The organism is Halofilum ochraceum (assembly GCF_001614315.2).
GTDB classification, from domain to species: domain Bacteria; phylum Pseudomonadota; class Gammaproteobacteria; order XJ16; family Halofilaceae; genus Halofilum; species Halofilum ochraceum.
Genome location: NZ_LVEG02000019.1, coordinates 61,717 through 81,006 on the forward strand (window position 1 = coordinate 61,717; position 19,290 = coordinate 81,006).

The 19,290-nt window shown below is 66.2% G+C and carries 20 protein-coding genes; 14 read left to right on the top strand and 6 right to left on the bottom strand.

Annotated features, from left to right (window positions below):
• Positions 1–135: 135 nt before the first annotated feature.
• Genes A0W70_RS14865 through A0W70_RS14890 form a run of 7 tightly spaced genes read left to right on the top strand, consistent with a single transcriptional unit; the run spans position 136 to position 6,167 of the window.
• On the top strand, positions 136–813 hold the full coding sequence (locus tag A0W70_RS14865; RefSeq protein WP_083331051.1) for a TorD/DmsD family molecular chaperone: 678 nt from the start codon (positions 136–138) through the stop codon (positions 811–813).
• On the top strand, positions 810–1,019 hold the full coding sequence (locus A0W70_RS14870; RefSeq protein ID WP_070989856.1) for a hypothetical protein: 210 nt from the start codon (positions 810–812) through the stop codon (positions 1,017–1,019). The genes A0W70_RS14865 and A0W70_RS14870 overlap by 4 nt, the downstream gene beginning before the upstream one ends.
• A gap of 25 nt (positions 1,020–1,044) precedes the next feature.
• On the top strand, positions 1,045–4,023 hold the full coding sequence (locus A0W70_RS14875; protein WP_070989858.1) for a formate dehydrogenase subunit alpha: 2,979 nt from the start codon (positions 1,045–1,047) through the stop codon (positions 4,021–4,023).
• 24 nt (positions 4,024–4,047) lie between these two features.
• A complete protein-coding gene (fdh3B, locus tag A0W70_RS14880; RefSeq protein WP_070989860.1) occupies positions 4,048–4,638 on the top strand; it encodes a formate dehydrogenase FDH3 subunit beta in 591 nt (196 codons plus the stop codon).
• A 24-nt stretch (positions 4,639–4,662) separates the two neighbouring features.
• A complete protein-coding gene (locus tag A0W70_RS16835) occupies positions 4,663–4,860 on the top strand; it encodes a hypothetical protein (protein ID WP_139150895.1) in 198 nt (65 codons plus the stop codon).
• 20 nt (positions 4,861–4,880) lie between these two features.
• Positions 4,881–5,075 (top strand): hypothetical protein, encoded by a 195-nt coding sequence (locus tag A0W70_RS14885; protein ID WP_070989862.1) that lies wholly within the window; start codon positions 4,881–4,883, stop codon positions 5,073–5,075.
• A 12-nt stretch (positions 5,076–5,087) separates the two neighbouring features.
• Complete coding sequence (locus tag A0W70_RS14890) at positions 5,088–6,167, top strand: formate dehydrogenase subunit gamma (RefSeq protein WP_070989864.1); 1,080 nt, start codon at positions 5,088–5,090, stop codon at positions 6,165–6,167.
• A 607-nt stretch (positions 6,168–6,774) separates the two neighbouring features.
• Here the strand turns inward: A0W70_RS14890 and A0W70_RS14895 are convergent.
• Together A0W70_RS14895 and A0W70_RS14900 are read right to left on the bottom strand one after the other, a co-directional pair.
• Positions 6,775–7,083, bottom strand: a complete 309-nt coding sequence (locus A0W70_RS14895; RefSeq protein ID WP_070989865.1) for a hypothetical protein — start codon at positions 7,081–7,083, stop codon at positions 6,775–6,777.
• Positions 7,080–7,847: a biotin--[acetyl-CoA-carboxylase] ligase gene (locus A0W70_RS14900; protein ID WP_070989866.1), complete on the bottom strand. Its 768-nt coding sequence runs from the start codon at positions 7,845–7,847 to the stop codon at positions 7,080–7,082. The genes A0W70_RS14895 and A0W70_RS14900 overlap by 4 nt, the downstream gene beginning before the upstream one ends.
• A 601-nt stretch (positions 7,848–8,448) precedes the next feature.
• Between A0W70_RS14900 and apbC the strand changes: the two genes are divergently transcribed.
• Together apbC and A0W70_RS14910 are read left to right on the top strand one after the other, a co-directional pair.
• A complete protein-coding gene (gene apbC, locus A0W70_RS14905) occupies positions 8,449–9,537 on the top strand; it encodes an iron-sulfur cluster carrier protein ApbC (RefSeq protein ID WP_070989867.1) in 1,089 nt (362 codons plus the stop codon).
• A 91-nt stretch (positions 9,538–9,628) separates the two neighbouring features.
• Positions 9,629–10,096, top strand: a complete 468-nt coding sequence (locus tag A0W70_RS14910) for a phosphate-starvation-inducible protein PsiE (protein WP_070989870.1) — start codon at positions 9,629–9,631, stop codon at positions 10,094–10,096.
• A gap of 168 nt (positions 10,097–10,264) precedes the next feature.
• On the opposite strand, the gene A0W70_RS14915 is transcribed toward A0W70_RS14910, so the two are convergent.
• The 4 genes from A0W70_RS14915 to A0W70_RS14930 form a co-directional block, all read right to left on the bottom strand.
• Positions 10,265–11,029 (bottom strand): glycosyltransferase, encoded by a 765-nt coding sequence (locus A0W70_RS14915; RefSeq protein ID WP_070989872.1) that lies wholly within the window; start codon positions 11,027–11,029, stop codon positions 10,265–10,267.
• A 168-nt stretch (positions 11,030–11,197) separates the two neighbouring features.
• Positions 11,198–11,815: a rhomboid family intramembrane serine protease gene (locus A0W70_RS14920; protein WP_070989874.1), complete on the bottom strand. Its 618-nt coding sequence runs from the start codon at positions 11,813–11,815 to the stop codon at positions 11,198–11,200.
• Between the two features lie 296 nt (positions 11,816–12,111).
• Positions 12,112–12,564 (bottom strand): DUF488 domain-containing protein, encoded by a 453-nt coding sequence (locus A0W70_RS14925; RefSeq protein ID WP_070989875.1) that lies wholly within the window; start codon positions 12,562–12,564, stop codon positions 12,112–12,114.
• Positions 12,565–12,730: 166 nt separating this feature from the next.
• Positions 12,731–13,852: a fructose-1,6-bisphosphatase gene (locus A0W70_RS14930; RefSeq protein ID WP_070989876.1), complete on the bottom strand. Its 1,122-nt coding sequence runs from the start codon at positions 13,850–13,852 to the stop codon at positions 12,731–12,733.
• Between the two features lie 260 nt (positions 13,853–14,112).
• Between A0W70_RS14930 and tenA the strand changes: the two genes are divergently transcribed.
• From tenA to A0W70_RS14955, 5 genes are all read left to right on the top strand, one after another.
• Complete coding sequence (gene tenA, locus A0W70_RS14935; RefSeq protein WP_083331052.1) at positions 14,113–14,829, top strand: thiaminase II; 717 nt, start codon at positions 14,113–14,115, stop codon at positions 14,827–14,829.
• Positions 14,830–14,988: 159 nt separating this feature from the next.
• Positions 14,989–15,402 (top strand): antitoxin Xre-like helix-turn-helix domain-containing protein, encoded by a 414-nt coding sequence (locus tag A0W70_RS14940; protein ID WP_083331053.1) that lies wholly within the window; start codon positions 14,989–14,991, stop codon positions 15,400–15,402.
• A gap of 2 nt (positions 15,403–15,404) precedes the next feature.
• A complete protein-coding gene (locus A0W70_RS14945; RefSeq protein WP_245675896.1) occupies positions 15,405–16,106 on the top strand; it encodes an RES family NAD+ phosphorylase in 702 nt (233 codons plus the stop codon).
• A gap of 338 nt (positions 16,107–16,444) precedes the next feature.
• Complete coding sequence (locus tag A0W70_RS14950) at positions 16,445–17,893, top strand: DUF2868 domain-containing protein (RefSeq protein WP_070989877.1); 1,449 nt, start codon at positions 16,445–16,447, stop codon at positions 17,891–17,893.
• The gene (locus A0W70_RS14955) at positions 17,890–19,284 is read left to right on the top strand and encodes a GTPase/DUF3482 domain-containing protein (protein ID WP_070989878.1); all 1,395 of its coding nucleotides are present in this window, start codon (positions 17,890–17,892) and stop codon (positions 19,282–19,284) included. Before A0W70_RS14950 ends, A0W70_RS14955 begins: the two co-directional genes overlap by 4 nt.
• Positions 19,285–19,290: the final 6 nt, after the last annotated feature.

The window sequence follows — 19,290 nt, forward strand, 5'->3', positions numbered from 1 at the left end:
GTGATCGTGAAGGGAACATATACACGTTTTACACGATGCGAATAACTCCTATTTGCAAAAACCGATTGTGGCCAATCCATTTGCCAGGCCGTTACAAACGTTTTATGTTTGAACCATCAGTTCGCTGGAAATGCGATGACGTTCAGTCAGACCATCAGTGAAGTAGAGGCACCTCCACCGGGCAGTTCGGTCCCCGTGTTCCGCTCGGTGACCTGGTTTGCCCTCGCCGCTGCGCTCCGAAGTACGCCCGATCCCTCCTTACTCACGCATCTCGCCCAGACCGGCTCGTCCTCCGTGGACGAGGACTCCGACCCCGGGGAACTGGGCCAGGCCTGGTCGGCCGTCGCCACCGCCGCCAGCCACGTCGAGCAAGGCCCGCTCGACGACGAATTCCACGACCTTTTCATCGGTATCGGGCGCGGCGAACTCGTCCCCTATGCCTCCTGGTATCGCACCGGCTTCCTGATGGACCGCCCCCTCGTCGCCCTGCGCCGCGACCTGGCCCTGCTCGGTTTCGAGCGCCAGCAGAGCGTGAGCGAGCCCGAGGATCACGCCGCCGCGATCGCCGAGGTGATGGGCCTGCTGGCGGACCCCTCGGAGGGGCAGGACGAGTCCACGCAGCGGATTTTCTTCAGCGAGCATATCGATTCCTGGATGCCGGACTTCTTTGCCGACATGCAGACGGCACACAGTGCCGATTTCTACCGTTCAGTCGGCCGCCTGGGTGCGGCCTTCGTCGAGTTCGAGCGCGGTTGGCTCGGGGCCGAGGCGCCCCGCACGACCGCATCTCACAGCGGAGTATCGAAGTCATGAAAGAGCGACAGAAGCAGGTCCGTGGCTCCCGCAGAGCATTCTTTCGCAGCGTCGCCGGGCTCGGCGTCGCCGCCGGCACCGGCGCACTGATTCTGCGGTACGGCTCCGAAGCACAGGCCCAGACGACGGCGGTGGAAGTCCCGTCGAGTCAGGGCTACGTCGAGACGGATCACATCCGCAAGTACTACGAGACGGCGCGCGGCTGAGCCGGCCCGAGGGGAGAAGGTCACCATGAAACTGATCCGCAAGCGCAGCGTCCCGGGCGCCGAAGAGATCGCCAACACCACGCCTGACGGCGGTGCGGGCATCAACCGGCGCGAATTCCTCCGCCGCTCGGGCATCACCGCCGGTGGCGTCGCCATGGCCGCCGGGCTCGGCCCGGGCATGATGCGTCGGGCCGAAGCCGAACGCATGGACACCGCACCCAAGGCCGGCGTCGAGACGGAAGTCCGCCGCTCGGTCTGCACCCACTGTTCCGTGGGCTGCGGTGTGATGGCCGAAGTGCAGAACGGCGTGTGGACCGGTCAGGAACCGGACTTCGAATCGCCGCTCAACCTCGGCGCGCACTGCGCCAAGGGCGCCTCGGTGCGTGAGCACGGCCACGGCGAGAAACGCGTCAAATATCCGATGAAACTGGTCGACGGCAAATGGAAGCGCCTGTCCTGGGATCAGGCGGTCAGCGAGATCGGCGACAAGCTGCTCGAGATCCGCGAGAAATCCGGACCCGACTCGGTGTTCTGGTGCGGTTCCTCCAAGGCCAGCAACGAAGGCTCCTACCTGCAGCGCAAGTTCGCCGCCTTTTGGGGAACGAACAACATCGACCACCAGGCGCGCATCTGCCACTCGACCACGGTCGCGGGCGTAGCCAACACCTGGGGCTATGGCGCGATGACGAACTCCTACAACGACATGCATAACTGCAAGTCGATGATCTTCGTCGGCTCGAACGCCGCCGAAGCGCACCCGGTCGCGATGCAGCACATCCTCCGGGCCAAGGAGAACGGCGCCCGCATGATCGTCGTCGACCCGCGCTTCACGCGCACCGCGGCGCACGCAGATCAGTACATGCGCCTGCGCCCGGGCAGCGACGTCGCCTTCATCTGGGGCCTGCTCTGGCACGTGTTCGAGAACGAGTGGGAAGATCGCGAGTACATCAACGCCCGCGTCTTCGGCCTCGATGATATCCGCGAGGAAGTCGCGAAGTGGACCCCGGACGTCGTCGAAGACGTTACCGGCGTCCCCGAGGAAGAGATGTTCCAGGCGGCGAAGACGCTCGCCGAGAACCGCCCCGGCACGATCGTGTGGTGCATGGGCGGCACGCAGCATCACATCGGCAACAACAACACCCGCGCCTACTGCGTCCTGCAGCTCGCGCTGGGCAACATCGGCAAGGAAGGCGGCGGTGCCAACATCTTCCGCGGCCACGACAACGTCCAGGGCGCGACCGACGTCGGCCCGAACTGCCATACCCTGCCCGGCTATTACGGCCTCTCCGAGGGCGCATGGCGACACTGGTCCCGGGTTTGGGATGTGGACTACGAGTACATCCGCGGCCGCTTCGATACCGAGCAGCAGTACGATTCCGGTGGCGGCCAGATGGCCTACACCATGAACATCCCGGGCATGCCGGTGTCGCGCTGGATCGACGGCATCCTCGAGGACCGCGAGAACCTGTCGCAGAAGGACAAGTTCCACGCGATCTTCTTCCAGGGGCACGCCGTGAACAGCCAGACCCGCGGGCCGGAGATGAAGAAGGCGCTCGAAGAGGTCGAGCTGGTGGTGGTCTCGGACCCCTACCCGACGCACCTGGCCGTCATGAGCGAGCGCAAGAACGACACCTACCTGCTGCCGACCTGCACGCAGTTCGAGCAGGCCGGCTCGGTCACGGCGTCGAACCGCTCGCTGCAGTGGCGCGAGAAGGTCGTGGACCCGCTGTTCGAGTCCAAGACCGACGCCGAGGTGCTGTACCTCTTCGCGCAGAAGTTCGGCTTCGCCGATCAGATGTTCAAGAACATCAAGATCGAAGACGGCATGCCGAGCCCCGAGGACACACTCCGCGAGATCAATCGCGGCACCTGGACCATCGGCTACACCGGCCAGAGCCCGGAACGGCTCAAGGCCCACATGGCCAATCGCGGTGCTTTCAACACGACAACGCTGCGGGCCGAAGGTACGGATCTCGACGGCGAGGTTTACGGCCTCCCCTGGCCCTGCTGGGGACCGCCGGAGATGCGTCACCCGGGCACACCGGTCCTCTACGACACCTCGAAGCCCGTATCGCAGGGCGGCCTCACCTTCCGCGCCCGTTTCGGCACGGAATACCAGGGCCAGAACCTGCTGGCCGAGGGCGCGTACTCGAAGGACTCCGACCTCGATGACGGCTATCCGGAGTTCACGTTCAAGATGCTGCGCGAGCTCGGATGGCACACGGAACTCACCAGTGAGGAAATCCAGACCATCAAGTCCGTTGCCGGCGTCGACGACGAGTCGAATTTCGAGGAGATGAGCTTCGACCCGGGCACCGCGGGCGCCAAACTCGACGGCGTCAACTGGAAGACCGACCTCTCCGGCGGTATCCAGCGGGTCGCCATCAAGCACGAATGTGCGCCCTTCGGTAACGCCAAGGCGCGCTGCATCGTGTGGCAGTTCCCCGACCCCGTGCCGGTGCACCGGGAGCCGCTGTACACGCAGCGCTACGACCTGGTCGAGCAGTACCCGACCTACGAGGACCGCAAGGCCTTCTGGCGGCTGCCGACGGCTTACGCCTCGATCCAGTCCACCGACTACTCGGGCGACTATCCGCTGGCCTTCATCAGCGGGCGTCTGACCGAGTACGAAGGCGGCGGCGAGGAAACCCGCTCCAACCCCTGGTTGGCCGAGCTGCAGCAGGAGATGTTCGTCGAGATCAACCCGGCGGACGCCAACGACCGCGGCGTCAAGAACGGCCAATGGGTCTGGCTCGAGGGTCCTGAAGGCGGCCGCATCAAGGTCCACGCGATGGTCACACCGCGTGTCGGCCGGGGCGTGGTCTGGACGCCGTTCCACTTTGGCGGCTGGTTCCAGGGGCAGGATCTGGTCGATCGCTACCCCGAGGGCACCGCGCCGATCATCCGCGGCGAGGCCTGCAACACCGCGACCACATACGGGTACGACTCGGTCACTCAGATGCAGGAGACCAAGGCGACCCTTTGCGAGATCACGACGGCGTAACGCGCCGCTGGCAGGAGTATCGACATGGCACGAATGAAGTTTCTCTGTGACGTCGAACGCTGCATCGAATGCAACGCGTGCGTCACCGCCTGCAAGAACGAGAACGAGGTCCCCTGGGGTGTCAATCGCCGGCGCGTGATCACCCTCGATGACGGTGAACCCGGCGAGAAATCGGTATCGGTGGCATGCATGCACTGCACCGACGCGCCCTGTGCCGCGGTCTGCCCGGTGGACTGCTTCTACACCACCACCGACGGTCTGGTCCTGCACGACAAGGACCTGTGCATCGGCTGCGGGTACTGCTTCTACGCCTGCCCGTTCGGGGCGCCGCAGTTCCCGGAGGAGTCGGCGTTCAGTCAGCGCGGCAAGATGGACAAGTGCACGTTCTGCGCCGGCGGTCCGGAAGAAGACGACAGCAACGCGGAATACGAGAAGTACGGCTCCAACCGCGTCGCGGAAGGCAAGCTGCCGGCCTGCGCCGAGATGTGCTCGACCAAGGCCCTGCTCGCCGGCGATGGCGAACTGGTCGCCGATATCTATCTCAAGCGCGTAATGCAGCGTTCCGGCCGTCCCGATACGTGGGGTTGGCAGAAGGCCTATGGCGCGGGCGTCTGAGTGACGCCCAAAAGGGGGAGGACCATGAGCCGCTACGCAATATTTGCGTTGGCCCTGGCGGCGCCGCTCGCCTTGGCCGGCTGTTACGAAGACGTGACGCCGAACCAATACGAGCCCGGTGTCTACAAGGGCGATAAGGACCCGCTGCTCGATAAACTCGAGTCCGGGGATCTCCGCGAAGAACTCGACCAGCGTTTCGAGACCGCGGCCACCGACCGGTAAAGCACGGGAGGACACGCGCCATGACGCACAACCTCGCACGCGCCGCCGGGATCGGGATCGCCATTCTGATGCTGGCGGGCTGTTCCGGCTCAATATCCGAACCATGGGTTTCGGGCAGCCAGGCGGAGAAACTCGAGTCCGAGCGCACCCGCAGCGCCGAACAGAAACAGGCACTGCGCGACCGGCTCGAAAACTACGCTGGTGCCTACCAGTAAGGGGATACGGTTATGACCACTGCATCACCCCAGCCGACCGGACGGGCGAAAAAAGCGCATCGCCGCGCCATGATCTGGAGTCTCGTCCTGATCCTGGTGGGTGCGATGACCGCCCCGCTCAGCGGTTACGTATACGTGGCCTACGCCCAGGACGAGGCCGCGTGGGAAACCAATCCACGCGGCGAGACCTGGAGTAACGTCCGCGAGGGCTCCGAAGGCTATACATCGGCCTCGGGCCCCTATGTCACCAACAGCCTGATCCAGAACGGCGGCGAGAACTGGCGCAACCTGCGCAACGGGCCGATCGCCGGCATCCTGCCGTGGCTCATGGCCATCTCATTGCTGGCGATCGGTGGTTTCCACGCCGTCCACGGCCGCAATCGCATCGATCAGCCACTGTCCGGCAAGAAGATCCTGCGCTGGCGGGCCTGGGAGCGCGTACTGCACTGGGTTACGGCGATCTCGTTCATCATCCTCGCGATCACCGGTCTCAGCCTGCTGTTCGGCCGCGCCGTCCTGATCCCCCTGATGGGTCACGCCGGCTTCGCGGTCTGGGCCGATTTCTCGAAGCTGCTGCACAACTTCATCGGCCCCGTGTTCACCGCCGCCGTGCTGGTGATGATCATCGCCTGGGTGCGACACAACATCCCCAACAAGGTGGATCTGGACTGGTTCCGCAAGGCCGGTGGCATGGGCAAGCAGCACGCATCGGCCGGGCGCATGAATGGCGGTGAGAAGGTCTGGTTCTGGTTCATCGTCGTCGGCGGCGGCGCCGTGTGCATCACCGGCCTGATCCTCGACTTCCCGGGCTTCGGCCAGGACCGCGGCACCATGCAGCTCGCGAACCTGATCCACGCCGGGGTCGGCATCGCCTGGATCGCCCTCGCCTTCGGCCACATCTACATCGGCACCGCCGGCACCGAGGGCGCCTTCGAAGGCATGGCCACCGGCTACGTCAGCGAAGAATGGGCCGCGGAACACCACGACCTGTGGCTCGAGCAACTCCGCAAGGAGAACCGCATCGAACGCCCACCGTCCCAGGCCAGCCCCGGACCGGTCACCAGCGGCGCCACAAGACCCCGCTCTTCATAAAACGGAAGAAAAAGAAAAAACATCCCGGCCGAGGATCCCATCCCGGCCGGGATTTTTTTGTGCTCGGCCAACAACGTACGTCGCCCTCGGGCGTAGGCCGGCCTTGCGCGCTCCATGAGAATACAGACCGGCCCAAAGAATTTCACCGCACAATGCCGGCATTCCCCGGCACCCAATAACAATGTATACCTGACACGCAACGGGCGCCGGGGAAGGCCGCCCCATACGTAGGCCGGCTTTGCGCGGTCCACGACGATACAAACCGGCCCGAAAGATCCCACCGCGCAACGCCGGCATTCCCCGGCGGCCGATAATGATGGATGCCTGACGCCCAAAAGGCGCCGGGAAAAGCCGGCCTACATGGGATACCCGAATCCGCGCACGCCCGGAACGCACATCTCCCGTACGCACGCTTTCCCTGTAGAAGCGAGCTTGCTCGCGATCGCACCGGCAACCACGGTTCAGAATTCGCCGCGTAGGCGCGTCCCGGCGATAGATTCCGCGCAGAAACATAACCGCGCGCGTTCGCCTTCGGCGAAAACGCGCCTACGAACGGCTCCGCCCTTAGCCCTTAGCCCTTAGCCCTTAGCCCTGCCATCCGTCCCCGCTAAAACGTCTGCTCGAAAACGAACGCCTTCTCCCGCCGCTCACTCGCAAACCGATACAGATCCACGCACAGATCAATCAATCCGACCTCGAAATCGAAACTGTACGCATCCGACATCACCTTCAGTTCACGGATCTCGTCCGCGCTCAACGCCACACGAACGACGGCATCATCAGGGCCCGATTCCAGCCGCCCCAGGTTGAACAGCTCCGGAATATCGTCCAGCGCGTAATCGCCGCCCTGGTCACGATGGATCGGCACGTCTCCCAGATCCGGTTCCACGCAACGCACACCCGGCTCCACACTCATACCGTCTCCGTCGGCAACCCGTAGAAGTCGTTCAAAGCCAGCGACCGCTCACCATCTGCTGTGCGCAACACCAGCCCGCCATGTTCGTCGATCCGCTCCACGACACCCTCGACGCGCTCACCATCATGCAATTCCACCGCGGTCGAATCCCCCACGGGAATCCGCACGCTCCACTGCCGTAACACCGGCTCGAATCCCGTCTGATCCCAGGTCGTGATCGAGGCCACGAACTCCCGGGCGATGGCGCGCACGATCTCACCCGGATCAAACGTCTCCGCAGCCCCCTCAACGGCAATCGAGGCCGCATCGTGGCCCAGAGAGTCCGGCGACGACGCCGTATTCAACACCCAGGAGATCACCAGCCAGTCCAGCGACTCCGGCGACCCGCCGGCATCCATCCACACGCCGGCCGCCTTGCCCGCATTCAGCAGGACATCGTTGGGCCAGCGGTAATGCAGCTCCGTCATCGGCTGCACGAACTCGCTCACGGCCGATCCCAGCGCCACCGCCGCCACCGTGGCCAGCTCCACGCATTCCGTGGCGGGCAGCTCCGGCCGCAGCACGAACGCGCCATGCAGCCCCGGATCGTCCGGCAGGAGCCATTCCCGGCCGTGCCGGGCGTACGCCCGCGACGGCGACTCCACGACCACGAACATGCCCTCGGCCGCGCCCTCGCGCGCCCGCCGAATGGCCTCCTCCCGCACACTCTCCCCCCGCTCGAGCTGCACCAGCTCGATCCCGGACGGCAACGCCGGCACCTCCATCACATCACTCCACGCCAAACCAACACCACGCAACCTTAACGCATTCGCCCGCCCGTTCACCCCGCATCCGCACCACACGTAGGCCGGCTTTTGCCGAAGGCAACAGCCGGCAGCCCGGTGTCACCATGGCGAAATCGCCGGCTGGCTCCCTACGGTCGCAAACCGGCCTACGCACTCGACTCGACCGGCCCGTCGTTGCGAGGGAGCGAAGCGACCGCGGCAACCCAGCAATTGCACCGCATGTAACCGTGCGTGGCGCCTCACGGCAGTCCCGGCCAAATCCGCAAGACACCCTTATCCGGCGACACGCGCCCAACGCCCTGCAGGCGCTGGATTGCTTTACTTCGCTCGCAATGATGATCACGCCGGAGGAAACCAACGTAGACCGGCTTTGCCCGGCGTCCCCTCCCGCTCGAATCCGTTCCGCGCCCTGGCGCCGGGCAATGCCGGCACCTCCACCCCCACCAACGCGCCCGCAGCCCCATACCGCCGAGACTGGTACCATGTGCGCAATCAATCCCCGGCCCCCTCCATGTCCCGAGGCCCGGAGCGGCACAACCGCGACCATCACCGCACAACACCATCACGGAGGCCACCCGCAGTGAGCGAACCCGACCGCAACCAGATCGAGAAGGCCATCGCCGGCTTCACGGACCCGGATCTCGACCAGAACTACGTCGACGGCGGCTGCGTCGACGCCATCGACATCTACGGCGACAACGTCCGCGTCGAGATCAGCGTCGGCTTCCCGATGAACACCGTGCGTGAAGAGCGCACCGCCGCCCTGCGCGAGCACATCGAGGCGGTCGAGGGCGTCTCCAAAGCCGACATCCGCTTCAGTTCGACGATCGTCGCGGGTGAAGTCCAGACCGAATCCAACAGCCTCGAGAAGATCAAGAACGTCATCGCCGTGGCCTCCGCCAAAGGCGGCGTCGGCAAATCGACCACCGCCGCGAACCTGGCCCTTGCCCTGCGCGCGGAAGGCGCCAGTGTCGGCGTACTCGATGCCGACATCTACGGCCCCAGCCAGCCGCAGATGCTCGGCATCTCGGGCAAGCCGGAGAGCACCGACGGCAAGATCCTCAAACCGATGGAAAACCACGGCGTCAAAGCCATGTCGATCGGCTTTCTGGTCGATACCGAGAGCCCGATGATCTGGCGCGGCCCGATGGTCACCCAGGCCCTCGAGCAGATGCTCTACAGCACCAACTGGGGCGACCTCGACTACCTGATCGTCGACCTGCCCCCGGGTACCGGCGACATCCAGCTCACGCTGGCGCAGAAGGTCCCGCTGGCCGGCGCCGTGATCGTCACCACGCCCCAGGACATCGCCGTCCTCGACGCCCGCAAGGGCTTCAAGATGTTCGAGAAGGTCTCGGTGCCCGTCCTCGGCATCGTCGAGAACATGAGCATGCACATCTGCAGCAACTGCGGACACGCCGAAGCGATCTTCGGCGAGGAAGGCGGCGCGCAGATGGCGAAGGATTACGGCGTGCGGCTGCTCGGCCAGCTGCCGATCCAGAGCGCCATCCGCATCCAGGCGGACAGCGGCGAGCCGACGGTCATCGCGGACCCGGACAGCCAGACGGCAATCACGTACCGCGAGATCGCCCGCCGGACCGCAGCCGGCCTGACGCGCAAGGACGCACTGCCGACCGGCTTCCCGAACATCCGCTTCGCGGACGACTGAGCACGACCACCGCGGCGCCCGGCAACGGACACCAGCCACCGGCGGAACGGAAGCCGGGCGCACGCGGGACAACACGCGCGGGAGGGACATCATGGCCAAGCTCGAACGCCGGACCAACGCCCTGGACCGGAAACTCCACAGCACTTCCGACACCGTCGGCAACTTCCTGGTCGATGGCTTCCACTATCTCGCCCTGTTCGCCATCGGCGGCACCATCGTCTGGTCCGCGGTCATGGCCTTCCTCGACATGGCCTTCGCGGGCGGCGCCTCGATCCACGACATCCTGCTGTTGTTCATCTACCTCGAACTCGGCGCGATGGTCGGCATCTACTTCAAGACCCAGCACATGCCGGTGCGCTTCCTGATCTACGTCGCCATCACCGCCCTCGTGCGCATGCTGCTGGACGATGTCCAGCAAAGCCACGATCCCAGCATGGACATCCTGTACGTCTGCGGCGCCATCCTGATGCTCGCCCTGGCGAACCTCGTCGTGCGCTACAGTTCGTTCCAATTCCCCAATCCCGCACCCCGTTCGGAATCCAGCTCGGAACACGACTGACCCCGTAGCCCGGCCCACGTTCTTGCAAAACCGCTTGGCGACCGGCCGCGGATCGTAGGCGCGTCTTCGACCGGCGCCACCGCACCGGTCGAATGCGCGCGGCACGCCGGAAGCGCTTGAGAGTCCGAAAACGCGCAATGCGCGCGTTCGCCTTCGGCGAAAACGCGCCTACCTGAGGTTTTCCCCGCGCTCGCGTGATCCACATTTCCGACCCGACCGCCGATACCAGAACCACATCAATCGCCGACTCCGCATGACTGGCGGGCACAACACCACCATCAACATCGTCAGAAGATGCTGCGCCGGCGAAAACCACTCCGCCTTGCGTGACGAGGTCGCCACCGGTGGGTCGTCGATAACCACGAACGGCCGTCCATGCATCCGCCCCCAACGCCGCAGCCGCCGCGAAAGAATCACCTCATCGCCCGCGAAATACCGCGTATCGAACCCACCCACCGCCTCGAACGCATCACGCCGGACAAACACGAAACACCCGGCCGCCAGGTCCATCCACCGCGCCAGGCGATTCCAGGCCACAACACCCCATCGATAGACGCGGTTCGGCAGCGCATCCATCGCCACGATCGCGCCGCCGCCACAGGCCCCCTCATCCAGAAGGCGCAACGCGGTTTCGAGCAATGCCCGCGACGGCCACGTATCCGCATCCACGAACAGCAGCCACTCACCCAACCCCTCCGCCGCGCCGGTATTCCGCGCCCGGCTGATCTGTCGATATGGCTCATGCACCACCCGCGCCCCGGCCTCCACAGCCACACCGGCCGTTTCATCCGTCGACGCGTTATCGACCACGAGGATCTCGTACCCGACACCGGCCGCGACCAACCCGGCGTGCAATCCTGCGAGCGTGGCCGGAAGTTCTTCCGCCTCATCATGCGCCGGCACGACCACGCTCAAACGCACATCAACCGTCATGGAATTCCGGGGACAAAATGCCGGCCGTCCCCCGCCGGAAAAGCCGCCCTACGCGCCTCCACAACCCGCGAGATGACCGCCCCACCGTAGGCGCGTTTTCGGGCTCCGTCCGAACGCGCGCAGCCGCTGTACCGCATCTCCAGGTCCACGGATCGCCCCGAAACCCGGCTACCCCAACCACGGCGGATTCGCCAAGCGCTCGACAAACCGCGCCAACAACCGCGGCTCCAGAGCCAGCATGAACACGACACCCCACGCCGCACCCGCCATGTGCGCCCCATGATTCACATTGTCACCGGCCCGCCGATCCGCCCACACGGAATACCAGACATACCCCACCGCAAACACGATCGCCGGCATCGGCACGACCATCACGATCAGCATCGACCAGGGCTGCAACAGGATGTAGGCGAACAGCATCGCCGAAACCGCCCCCGAAGCGCCCAGGCTGCGATAGGAAGAATCCCGCATATGCCGGAAATGCGTCGGCAGGATCGCCACCACGATCCCGCCCAGATAGAACAGGGCGTACCCGACCGACCCGATCGGCCCGGTCAGTACCCGCTCCATGGTCGAGCCGAAGAAGAACAGCACCAGCATATTCACGAACAGATGCGCGCCATCCGCGTGAATAAACCCGTGCGTCAGCAACCGCCACCACTCCCCTCGATTCACCGCCGGTGGCCAGTAAATCAATCGCTGCATCCAGCCCGGCTGCTGCCATGCAAACAGCGAAATCCCGACCGTGATGGCGATCAGTCCCAACGTGACGGGCAACACCTGCATACCGGCAATCTCCAATCCAGAATGGCCCCGATCGAACGATCAGGGGGAACGCGCGTCAGTCCGGGGACGGCGATCGAAGCGCGCAGCGGGTGCGCCTGGCGACCGGCAGGACGCCCGCGAGGAGAACACGACGCGACAACACCGATTATGCCCGTCGTGCGCAACCGATACAGGAGGGGAAAAAGCGGGGGCGAGAACCGCCCCCCCAAGCTAAACGAATCAGCTTCTGCCCAAAGCTGATCCCAGGGTACGCCCTATGCCGGCCTCGCGGTATCCGGATTCCCCCGTAAGCGGAATCACGTACTCGACGACTCCACGAACAGATCCCGCACATCCACCTCCGCGCGCGCCCGCAACCGCTCCACGATCAACGTGCGATGGCAATGCGCCGGATCCCGCTCATAGCACATGAGGCACGGCCGATCGACGGCCATCCGTTCAAGCAGCGCATCCAGCGCCGTCCTTGCAGCCCCACTGGCAAGCTGTTCCTCGAATATCCGCGCAAAACCCGCCATATCCCCCCGCTTCGCCGCGGCCCGGCCCTCCGCCGGCGTACCCAGCTCCGGCCAGCTCTCGTAGCCGATCCCGTATTCCGCCAGCTCCGGCCCCAGGTGCTTGAACGCGAACTCGCGCCGGCGGGAATGCGGCGCCGCGCGTACGTCGATTACCGACGTCACGCCTGCAGCAACCAGCGTCGCCGCAAAATCTTCGAAGGCGGCCCGCTCATAGCCGATCGTACAGATCCGCATCGTCACTCATCCCGTTCGATGTCCAGGCAACCCACACGCTCCGTAGGCCGGCTTTTGCCGAAGGCAACAGCCGGCAACCCGCATCTCCGTGCCCTCACCGCCGGCTGGCTCCCTTCGGTCGCAAGCCGACCTACCTGGGGGCCATGTCGATCCGCTGCGCCGAGGCTCAACCTCGCGCCTCGAACCGCTCCGACAACGCCTCGAGCGTATCGCGGAAGCCGCCGTACTCCAGCTCCTTATAGGGCAGCATCGCCGGCCCGGACCAGCCCTGGTCGCGCATCTCGAAGGCCTTCTGCTGCGCCTTGTGCCGCGTGGTCTCCCACGCCGGGTTGTCGAAGAAGTCCGCGGCCTCGTGCGAGAAGCGGCCCTCGGCATCCAGCGAGAACCCGAGGCAGCTCACCACGGGCAGGCAGTACGGACCGGTCACGGGCGTATTCGTCGGCACCGGCATCAGCGGCATGTTGTGCGAACCGCGTGCATCGCCGCCGACGTAGTGGGCCTTGCCATAGGGCAGCAATAACTCCTCCGGAGCCGGGAAGATACCCTGGTTGCGTACGATGGCGACCGGATCATCCTTACCCGTGTACTCACCGGCGATCGCGTGCAGCCGCTGCGCCGAGACGCTCACCGCCTTGGCGTCATACGTCCGCGAATGGATGCTCTCGATCGCGTAGCGCTCGTTGTCCCGTAAGAGCGCCGCGATGTGGTAGGCGTCCTCGGGCGCATTGAGCTCGATTACCCAGTCCGCGTCCGTGCGCTCCATATCGATAATGCGGAACGTGAAGCCCTTGATCATCTTGGGCAGCATGAGCCCGGCGCAATACATCGGGTCGGCGAACGTGAAATACAGCGGCAGGTTGTAGGCACCGGGGCCGCACTTGTCCGCGGCGAACACCATGAACGACTCCGCCGGCCGCGGCTTCTCCAGCGTGTGCTCGAACTCGAGTTCGGCGACGCCTGGCCCGGCACCGCGCACGTTGCCCGAAGGCGCGTCCGTCAGCAGATCCTGCCCGGCGCCATAGAGACCCGCCTCGCGGGCCCGCTCGGTCGCGGACAGGAAGGCATTCCAGGCGAACTCGTGGATTTCCGGGGCGTTCTCGCCCCGGGTGTGACTCATCAGGATGGCGATGTCATCCCCGGTGCAGGACACGAAGCCATCGAGCAGCATGCCGGACTGGACGGCTCCGTCCACCGCTTCGCGCACCGCCGTGAGCATGGGCCCGGACGGCTGCGTGTGCCCACCGATCGATCCCACATCGGCCTTGATCAGTGAGAGGGTGATACGCACGTCGACCTCCTTCCCCGAATCGGGGTTGTCGGGAGAAGTGTTCCTCCAGCTTCGATCCTGGGTCGGAACCCCGCCGCTGCCAAGTACCGGTGCACCCTGCCCCGTCCCACGTAGCCCGGATGCAACTGCAGGCGGAATCCGGGACATCGACATCCCGCATGCCCCGCGGCGCCACACGGCGGGCCAACGGTCGACACAAACCCCGCACCCACCACAACATGAGGGGCGAACACGCGAAGCAACCGAACCGACGCAACACCATGACCGAATTCACCATTCCGGGCCCGATCGAGGCCAACAGCACGGTCGGGCTGCTCCGAGCCGCCTGCCCGCAGGCCTGGCAGGCGTACACCGAGCATGCCTTCGTCGACCAGATCGCGAAGGGCACGCTGCCCGCGCCGTGCTTCCGCCACTACCTGATTCAGGACTACCTCTTCCTCGCGCAGTACACGCGCGCCTTCGCCCTCGCCGTCTACAAGAGCGAGACGCTCGCCGACATGCGCGAGGCGGCCGGCGCGGTCGACGCCCTGCTCAACACCGAGATGAAGCTGCACGTCGACTACTGCGAGAAGTGGGGCCTGAGCGAGGACGACATGCTGGCGACACCCGAGGACCCGGCGAACCTCAACTACACGCGCTACGTGCTGGATACGGGCATGGCCGGCGACCAGCTCGATCTGCTCGTGGCCCTCGCCCCGTGCTCCTGCGGCTATGGCGAGATCGGCGCGCGGCTGCTCGCCGACCCGAACACCGTGCTCGAAGGCAACCCGTACCGCGACTGGATCGAGATGTACGGCGGCGAGGAATTCCAGGAGGTCAGCCGCGCCGCGATGCGTTATATCGACCGCGTCGCCGCGCGCCGCATCGGCGACGACCCGGCGCAGTCACCCCGGTGGCCACAACTCAAGGGCATCTTCACCAAGGCCGTACAGCTCGAAGCCGCCTTCTGGCAGATGGGGCTCCACGCCAGCAGTTGACGGCCCGCGCGGAGCGGATGGCTCAGGACCCGGGCCCGATACGGCGTGATACTTGCGGCTGTACCGTCGAGTCTCACTGCGAGTCAGATCGCCGAATATGTACCATTGCAGGATACTTTGCTATTCTGCCATCAGGCCTTATCCACAGGGATCGCCACGATGGCCCGTGCAGCCGCCCTCGACCAGCCGACCCGGTCACCGACCGACGAAGACCGCCGCGCCGAAGCCGGCCTTCGGACCGTGTTCAATATCTTCGACAAGCTCCGGATCACCGTCGACGAGGGCCGGATCCTGCTGGGCGGCGTATCGCGCTCCACCTATCATCGGTGGAAGAAGGCGCCCGGCAGCGCGACGGTAAGCCGTGACCTGGAAGAACGCCTGTCCTACATCCTGGGCATCTACAAGGCGCTGCAGATCCTGGTACCGGACGAACGCCAGCGGCGCCTGTTCCTGCGCCGGGAGAACACCTCCCCGCTCTGCCACGGCGCCACGCCGCTCGACGTCATGCTGCGCGGCCGCGTCTCCGACCTCTACCGGGTCCGCCGCTGGCTCGACGGAGAGCGTGGCTGGTAAACGTGTCGATCCCGTCCCCGAGCGAACTGCCGCTCAGCCTTGTCGACTGGACGCAGTCAGTACGGATCGTCTCCAGTCGTTATCCCCCCGTGGGCGTCTTCGACGACGTGGCCTCGCCCGAAGACCTCGAATGGGTGCTCGAACTCGAATCGCAGACCAACGAGCGACTGACCGACGAGGCGGGAGATCTCGATCTCGTCCATCCGGAAGACCGCATCGCCGGACCGGGCACGACACCGATCATGGCGGCCTTCACCCATCCCGGCATATCACGTTTCAGCGCTGGCGAGGTCGGGGTCTATTACTGCACCGCCAGCCCCGCCACCGCGATCGCCGAGACCGTCTACCATCGCGAACGTTTCCTGCGCCAGGGCGGGTTCGAACCGATCGACCTCGAGATGCGCGAGTACCTCGCACCGCTCCACGCCCATCTCCACGATCTGCGCGGACAGCAGTCGCAATGGCCCGCGGTCTACGACCCGCACGATTACACGGCGCCACAGGCACTCGGCGACCTCCTCCGAGCGGAATCGAGCTGGGGCGTGGTCTACAACAGCGTCCGCGACCACGCCGGTGGCGAGTGCGCGGGCGTGTTCCGGCCACCGGCGCTCGTCGGCCCCTGCGTACAGGGCCGCCACTTCTACTATCGCTGGGACGGAGAAAAGATCGCGGCCGTTCTCGAAGTATCGGAAGTTCCCCGCTGAACGACGAACGAGACGAGAGATCGCTACCCACGGGCGCAAGGGACTGGCCGGTAGCCCGAATGCAGGGGAAGCCGGAGGCGATGCGCCAAGAGCGCATCACCGCGCCAGCCACCGACAGGCGGCCAGGCCCTGCCCAGAACCCACCACGAACACCCGAAAAGAACCGTAGGTCGGGCTTCCAGCCCGACAGATCAGCGCCCCGAGAATCTACAGTTGCGCCAACACGACATCACTCCCCATCACCAGATCACCCCTTCCCGCAATCCGCCCCAACGCCCCTGCATGTCGATGGCTCCCCCACGATGTACCATGCAGCAGCCTGATCCGGGAGTGTCCGTTTGCCGCGAAGTGAGACCGTTTCCATCGGAGACTGGCTGCTGGCCGAGACCGTTCGCCTCGGCGAGGAGCGCGATGGTCGCCGCCGCGACGACCACGTGGCCACGCGCGCCGGCGCATCCACGGAAGCAGGCCTCGCCCGGAGAATCGCGCTCCGGGCCCGCGCGCTGCCGGGCGCCGATGCCGTGCGTGCGGATATCGCGCGTCTCGGCCGCCTCTCACGCCTGTTCGCCGCCGGACTGCTGCTCCTCGCCGCTGCCACCGGCGTGCTCGCCGCGAGCGCAAGCGTGGACGCGCGACAGATCGACTTCCTGCTGGCAGCCGCCGCACTGCTGCTGATGCCGACCCTGATGCTGGCGGGCTGGCTCGCGGTGGTCATAACCGGTGCCGGCCGCGGGGCCTCCGGGAGCATTGCCGGCGCGCTGCTGGCCACCGCCTGCCGCCGCCTCGGCCCGCGCGTACTGACCAGCGCGCATGCCGGCGACGTGCTCGAGGCCGCCGGTGGCTTCCTGCGCACCACCCCGGGCCGCTGGCTGCTGGGCTGCCTCGCGCATGCATTCTGGATCGCCTACCTGCTCACGGCACTGGTCACGCTGGTGCTGTACTTCAGCGTCGTTCAGTACGACCTCGTCTGGGGCACGACCCTGCTCAACGACACCACGATGGTGACCCTGTTCAACGGCCTGGCCGATCCACTCGTCGCCCTCGGCCTCATGCAGCCCGTCGAACCGGACTGGCTGCTGGCGGCGCGCGAGGGTACGGGACCGGGCGACGGGCGCGGCCGCTGGGCGTGGTTCCTGCTCGCGGTCATCGGCGTCTACGGCCTCGGGCCACGGATCCTCGGCCTGATCGCGAGCGCGGCCGCGGCCACAATCGGCTGGTGGCGCCTGACGCTCGACACCGCCCAACCCGGTTATCTGCGCCTGTCGGGCTCACTCGCACCGACGACCACGCCGGAATCCACCGAGCAAGCGCCAGCACGCTCACATCGTGCGCCGCGGAGCCGGCCGACCAACCCGCAGGGTCGCGCCCTGCTGGTCGGCATCGAACTGGAACACGAACCCTGGCCACCAACGATCGCCGGCATCGACGTGCAGGTGGTCGGCCGGGTCGACGACCGCGCCGGCCGCGAACAGATCCTCGCCGCCCTGCAGGCGCTGGACGCGCCGCCACCCGCACTGCTGGTGCTGTGCTCGCTCCTGCGCACGCCGGACCAGGGCCACGAACGCTTCATCGACCGCGCCGCCGATGCCGCCGGGACACTCCCCCTGCTGGTGCTCACCGACGGCGCCGCACTGACACGCCGCGAAGGCAACATCGATGCGCGCCGGGCGGACTGGCAGGCGCTGGCCGCCCGCGTCGGCGGCAAGGCGGTCGAGTTCGACCCCGAATACCCGGACGCCGCGGCGATCGCCCAACTGCAGCGCTGGATCGCGGGGCACGACGAATGACTACGGACGTAACGCCACTGCAGATGGCCGTCGTCGGCCACACCAACGCCGGCAAGACCTCGCTCGTGCGGACCCTGCTGCGCAGCAACGACTTCGGCGAGGTCGATGACCGCGGCGGCACGACCCGCGCCGTCCTGAGCGCCCCGCTGACCGCCGGCGGCCAGACACTGATCCTGCTGCACGACTCCCCGGGCCTCGAGAACGCCCCGGAACTGCTCGACTGGCTCGAACAGCGCCGCGCGAATCGCCACGACGGCCCGGCACGCATCCGCGAACTGCTGGACGACCCACGCGCAAGGACACGGTTCGATCAGGAAGCCCACGTACTCGAACTGATGGAGAAGATCGACGTCGCGCTCTACGTCCTCGACGCGCGTGAACCCGTACTCGAGAAATACCGCGATGAACTCGCCATTCTCGGCGACTGCGCCCGACCGATCGTGGTCGTGCTCAACTTCACCGCATCACCCGAGAGCCGCGAGCAGGAATGGCGTACGGCACTCGCCGGACTGGGGCTGCACACCGTGGTCGACTTCGATGCCGCCGTGCGCGACCCGGCGACCGAGTGGCGCCTGTACCGCAAACTCCGCGCCCAGCTCGACGCCTTCGCGCCCCTGCTCGACCAGTGGCTCGACCACCGCAAACACGAAGAAGCCGAGCGCAGAAAGGCCGCCCTCACCGCGATCGCCGAACTGCTCATCGATGCCGCCGCCTGCAGCCGCACGGTACCCGTGCACGAAAGCGAGCAGGCACTGGAAGAGATCCAGACCGCGGTCCGCCGCCGCGAACAGGGCTGTGTCGAGACCCTCCTCGACCTCTACCGCTTTGGCGACACCGACTATCGCGGCGACAACCTCCCCCTCAGCGGCGGCGAGTGGCGCCAAGACCCGTTCGACCCCGAAACCCTGCGCCACTACGGCATCCGCACCGGCGGCTACCTCGGCGCCGGCGTCGGCGGCGGCGCCGCATTCGATCTCACCACCGGCGGACTCTCACTGGGCGCCGGAACACTCGCGGGCACACTGGCCGGCGCCGGCGCCAGCCTCGTCCACGGCCTCGGCCCCCGCACATACAACCGCCTGCGCGGCTACCGCCATCTCGGCATCGACGACGCCGCCCTGCAACTCCTCGCACGCCGCCAGACCGACCTGCTCACCGCCCTCATCAAACGCGGTCACGCCAACCGCACCGCACTGACCACGACAACAACAGAACGCACCGAACCCACACGCCTCCCCCACGCCCTGCGCCGCGCCCGCCACCACTCCATGTGGTCGTCCCTCAACCGCAACACCCACCACGACGCCACCCGAGCCGCCGCCGTAACCTCCCTCAGCCGCGAACTCGGCTGCAGCGTCCCCGAACCAGACGCCCCAACAGCCGACCCGTAATCGAGA

Coding starts and splice junctions, on each gene's coding strand:
- A0W70_RS14865 (WP_083331051.1), top strand. CDS start 136: ATGACGTTCAGTCAGACCATCAGTGAAGTAGAGGCACCTCCACCGGGC.
- A0W70_RS14870 (WP_070989856.1), top strand. CDS start 810: ATGAAAGAGCGACAGAAGCAGGTCCGTGGCTCCCGCAGAGCATTCTTT.
- A0W70_RS14875 (WP_070989858.1), top strand. CDS start 1,045: ATGAAACTGATCCGCAAGCGCAGCGTCCCGGGCGCCGAAGAGATCGCC.
- fdh3B (WP_070989860.1), top strand. CDS start 4,048: ATGGCACGAATGAAGTTTCTCTGTGACGTCGAACGCTGCATCGAATGC.
- A0W70_RS16835 (WP_139150895.1), top strand. CDS start 4,663: ATGAGCCGCTACGCAATATTTGCGTTGGCCCTGGCGGCGCCGCTCGCC.
- A0W70_RS14885 (WP_070989862.1), top strand. CDS start 4,881: ATGACGCACAACCTCGCACGCGCCGCCGGGATCGGGATCGCCATTCTG.
- A0W70_RS14890 (WP_070989864.1), top strand. CDS start 5,088: ATGACCACTGCATCACCCCAGCCGACCGGACGGGCGAAAAAAGCGCAT.
- A0W70_RS14895 (WP_070989865.1), bottom strand. CDS start 7,083: ATGAGTGTGGAGCCGGGTGTGCGTTGCGTGGAACCGGATCTGGGAGAC.
- A0W70_RS14900 (WP_070989866.1), bottom strand. CDS start 7,847: ATGGAGGTGCCGGCGTTGCCGTCCGGGATCGAGCTGGTGCAGCTCGAG.
- A0W70_RS14910 (WP_070989870.1), top strand. CDS start 9,629: ATGGCCAAGCTCGAACGCCGGACCAACGCCCTGGACCGGAAACTCCAC.
- A0W70_RS14915 (WP_070989872.1), bottom strand. CDS start 11,029: ATGACGGTTGATGTGCGTTTGAGCGTGGTCGTGCCGGCGCATGATGAG.
- A0W70_RS14920 (WP_070989874.1), bottom strand. CDS start 11,815: ATGCAGGTGTTGCCCGTCACGTTGGGACTGATCGCCATCACGGTCGGG.
- A0W70_RS14925 (WP_070989875.1), bottom strand. CDS start 12,564: ATGCGGATCTGTACGATCGGCTATGAGCGGGCCGCCTTCGAAGATTTT.
- tenA (WP_083331052.1), top strand. CDS start 14,113: ATGACCGAATTCACCATTCCGGGCCCGATCGAGGCCAACAGCACGGTC.
- A0W70_RS14940 (WP_083331053.1), top strand. CDS start 14,989: ATGGCCCGTGCAGCCGCCCTCGACCAGCCGACCCGGTCACCGACCGAC.
- A0W70_RS14955 (WP_070989878.1), top strand. CDS start 17,890: ATGACTACGGACGTAACGCCACTGCAGATGGCCGTCGTCGGCCACACC.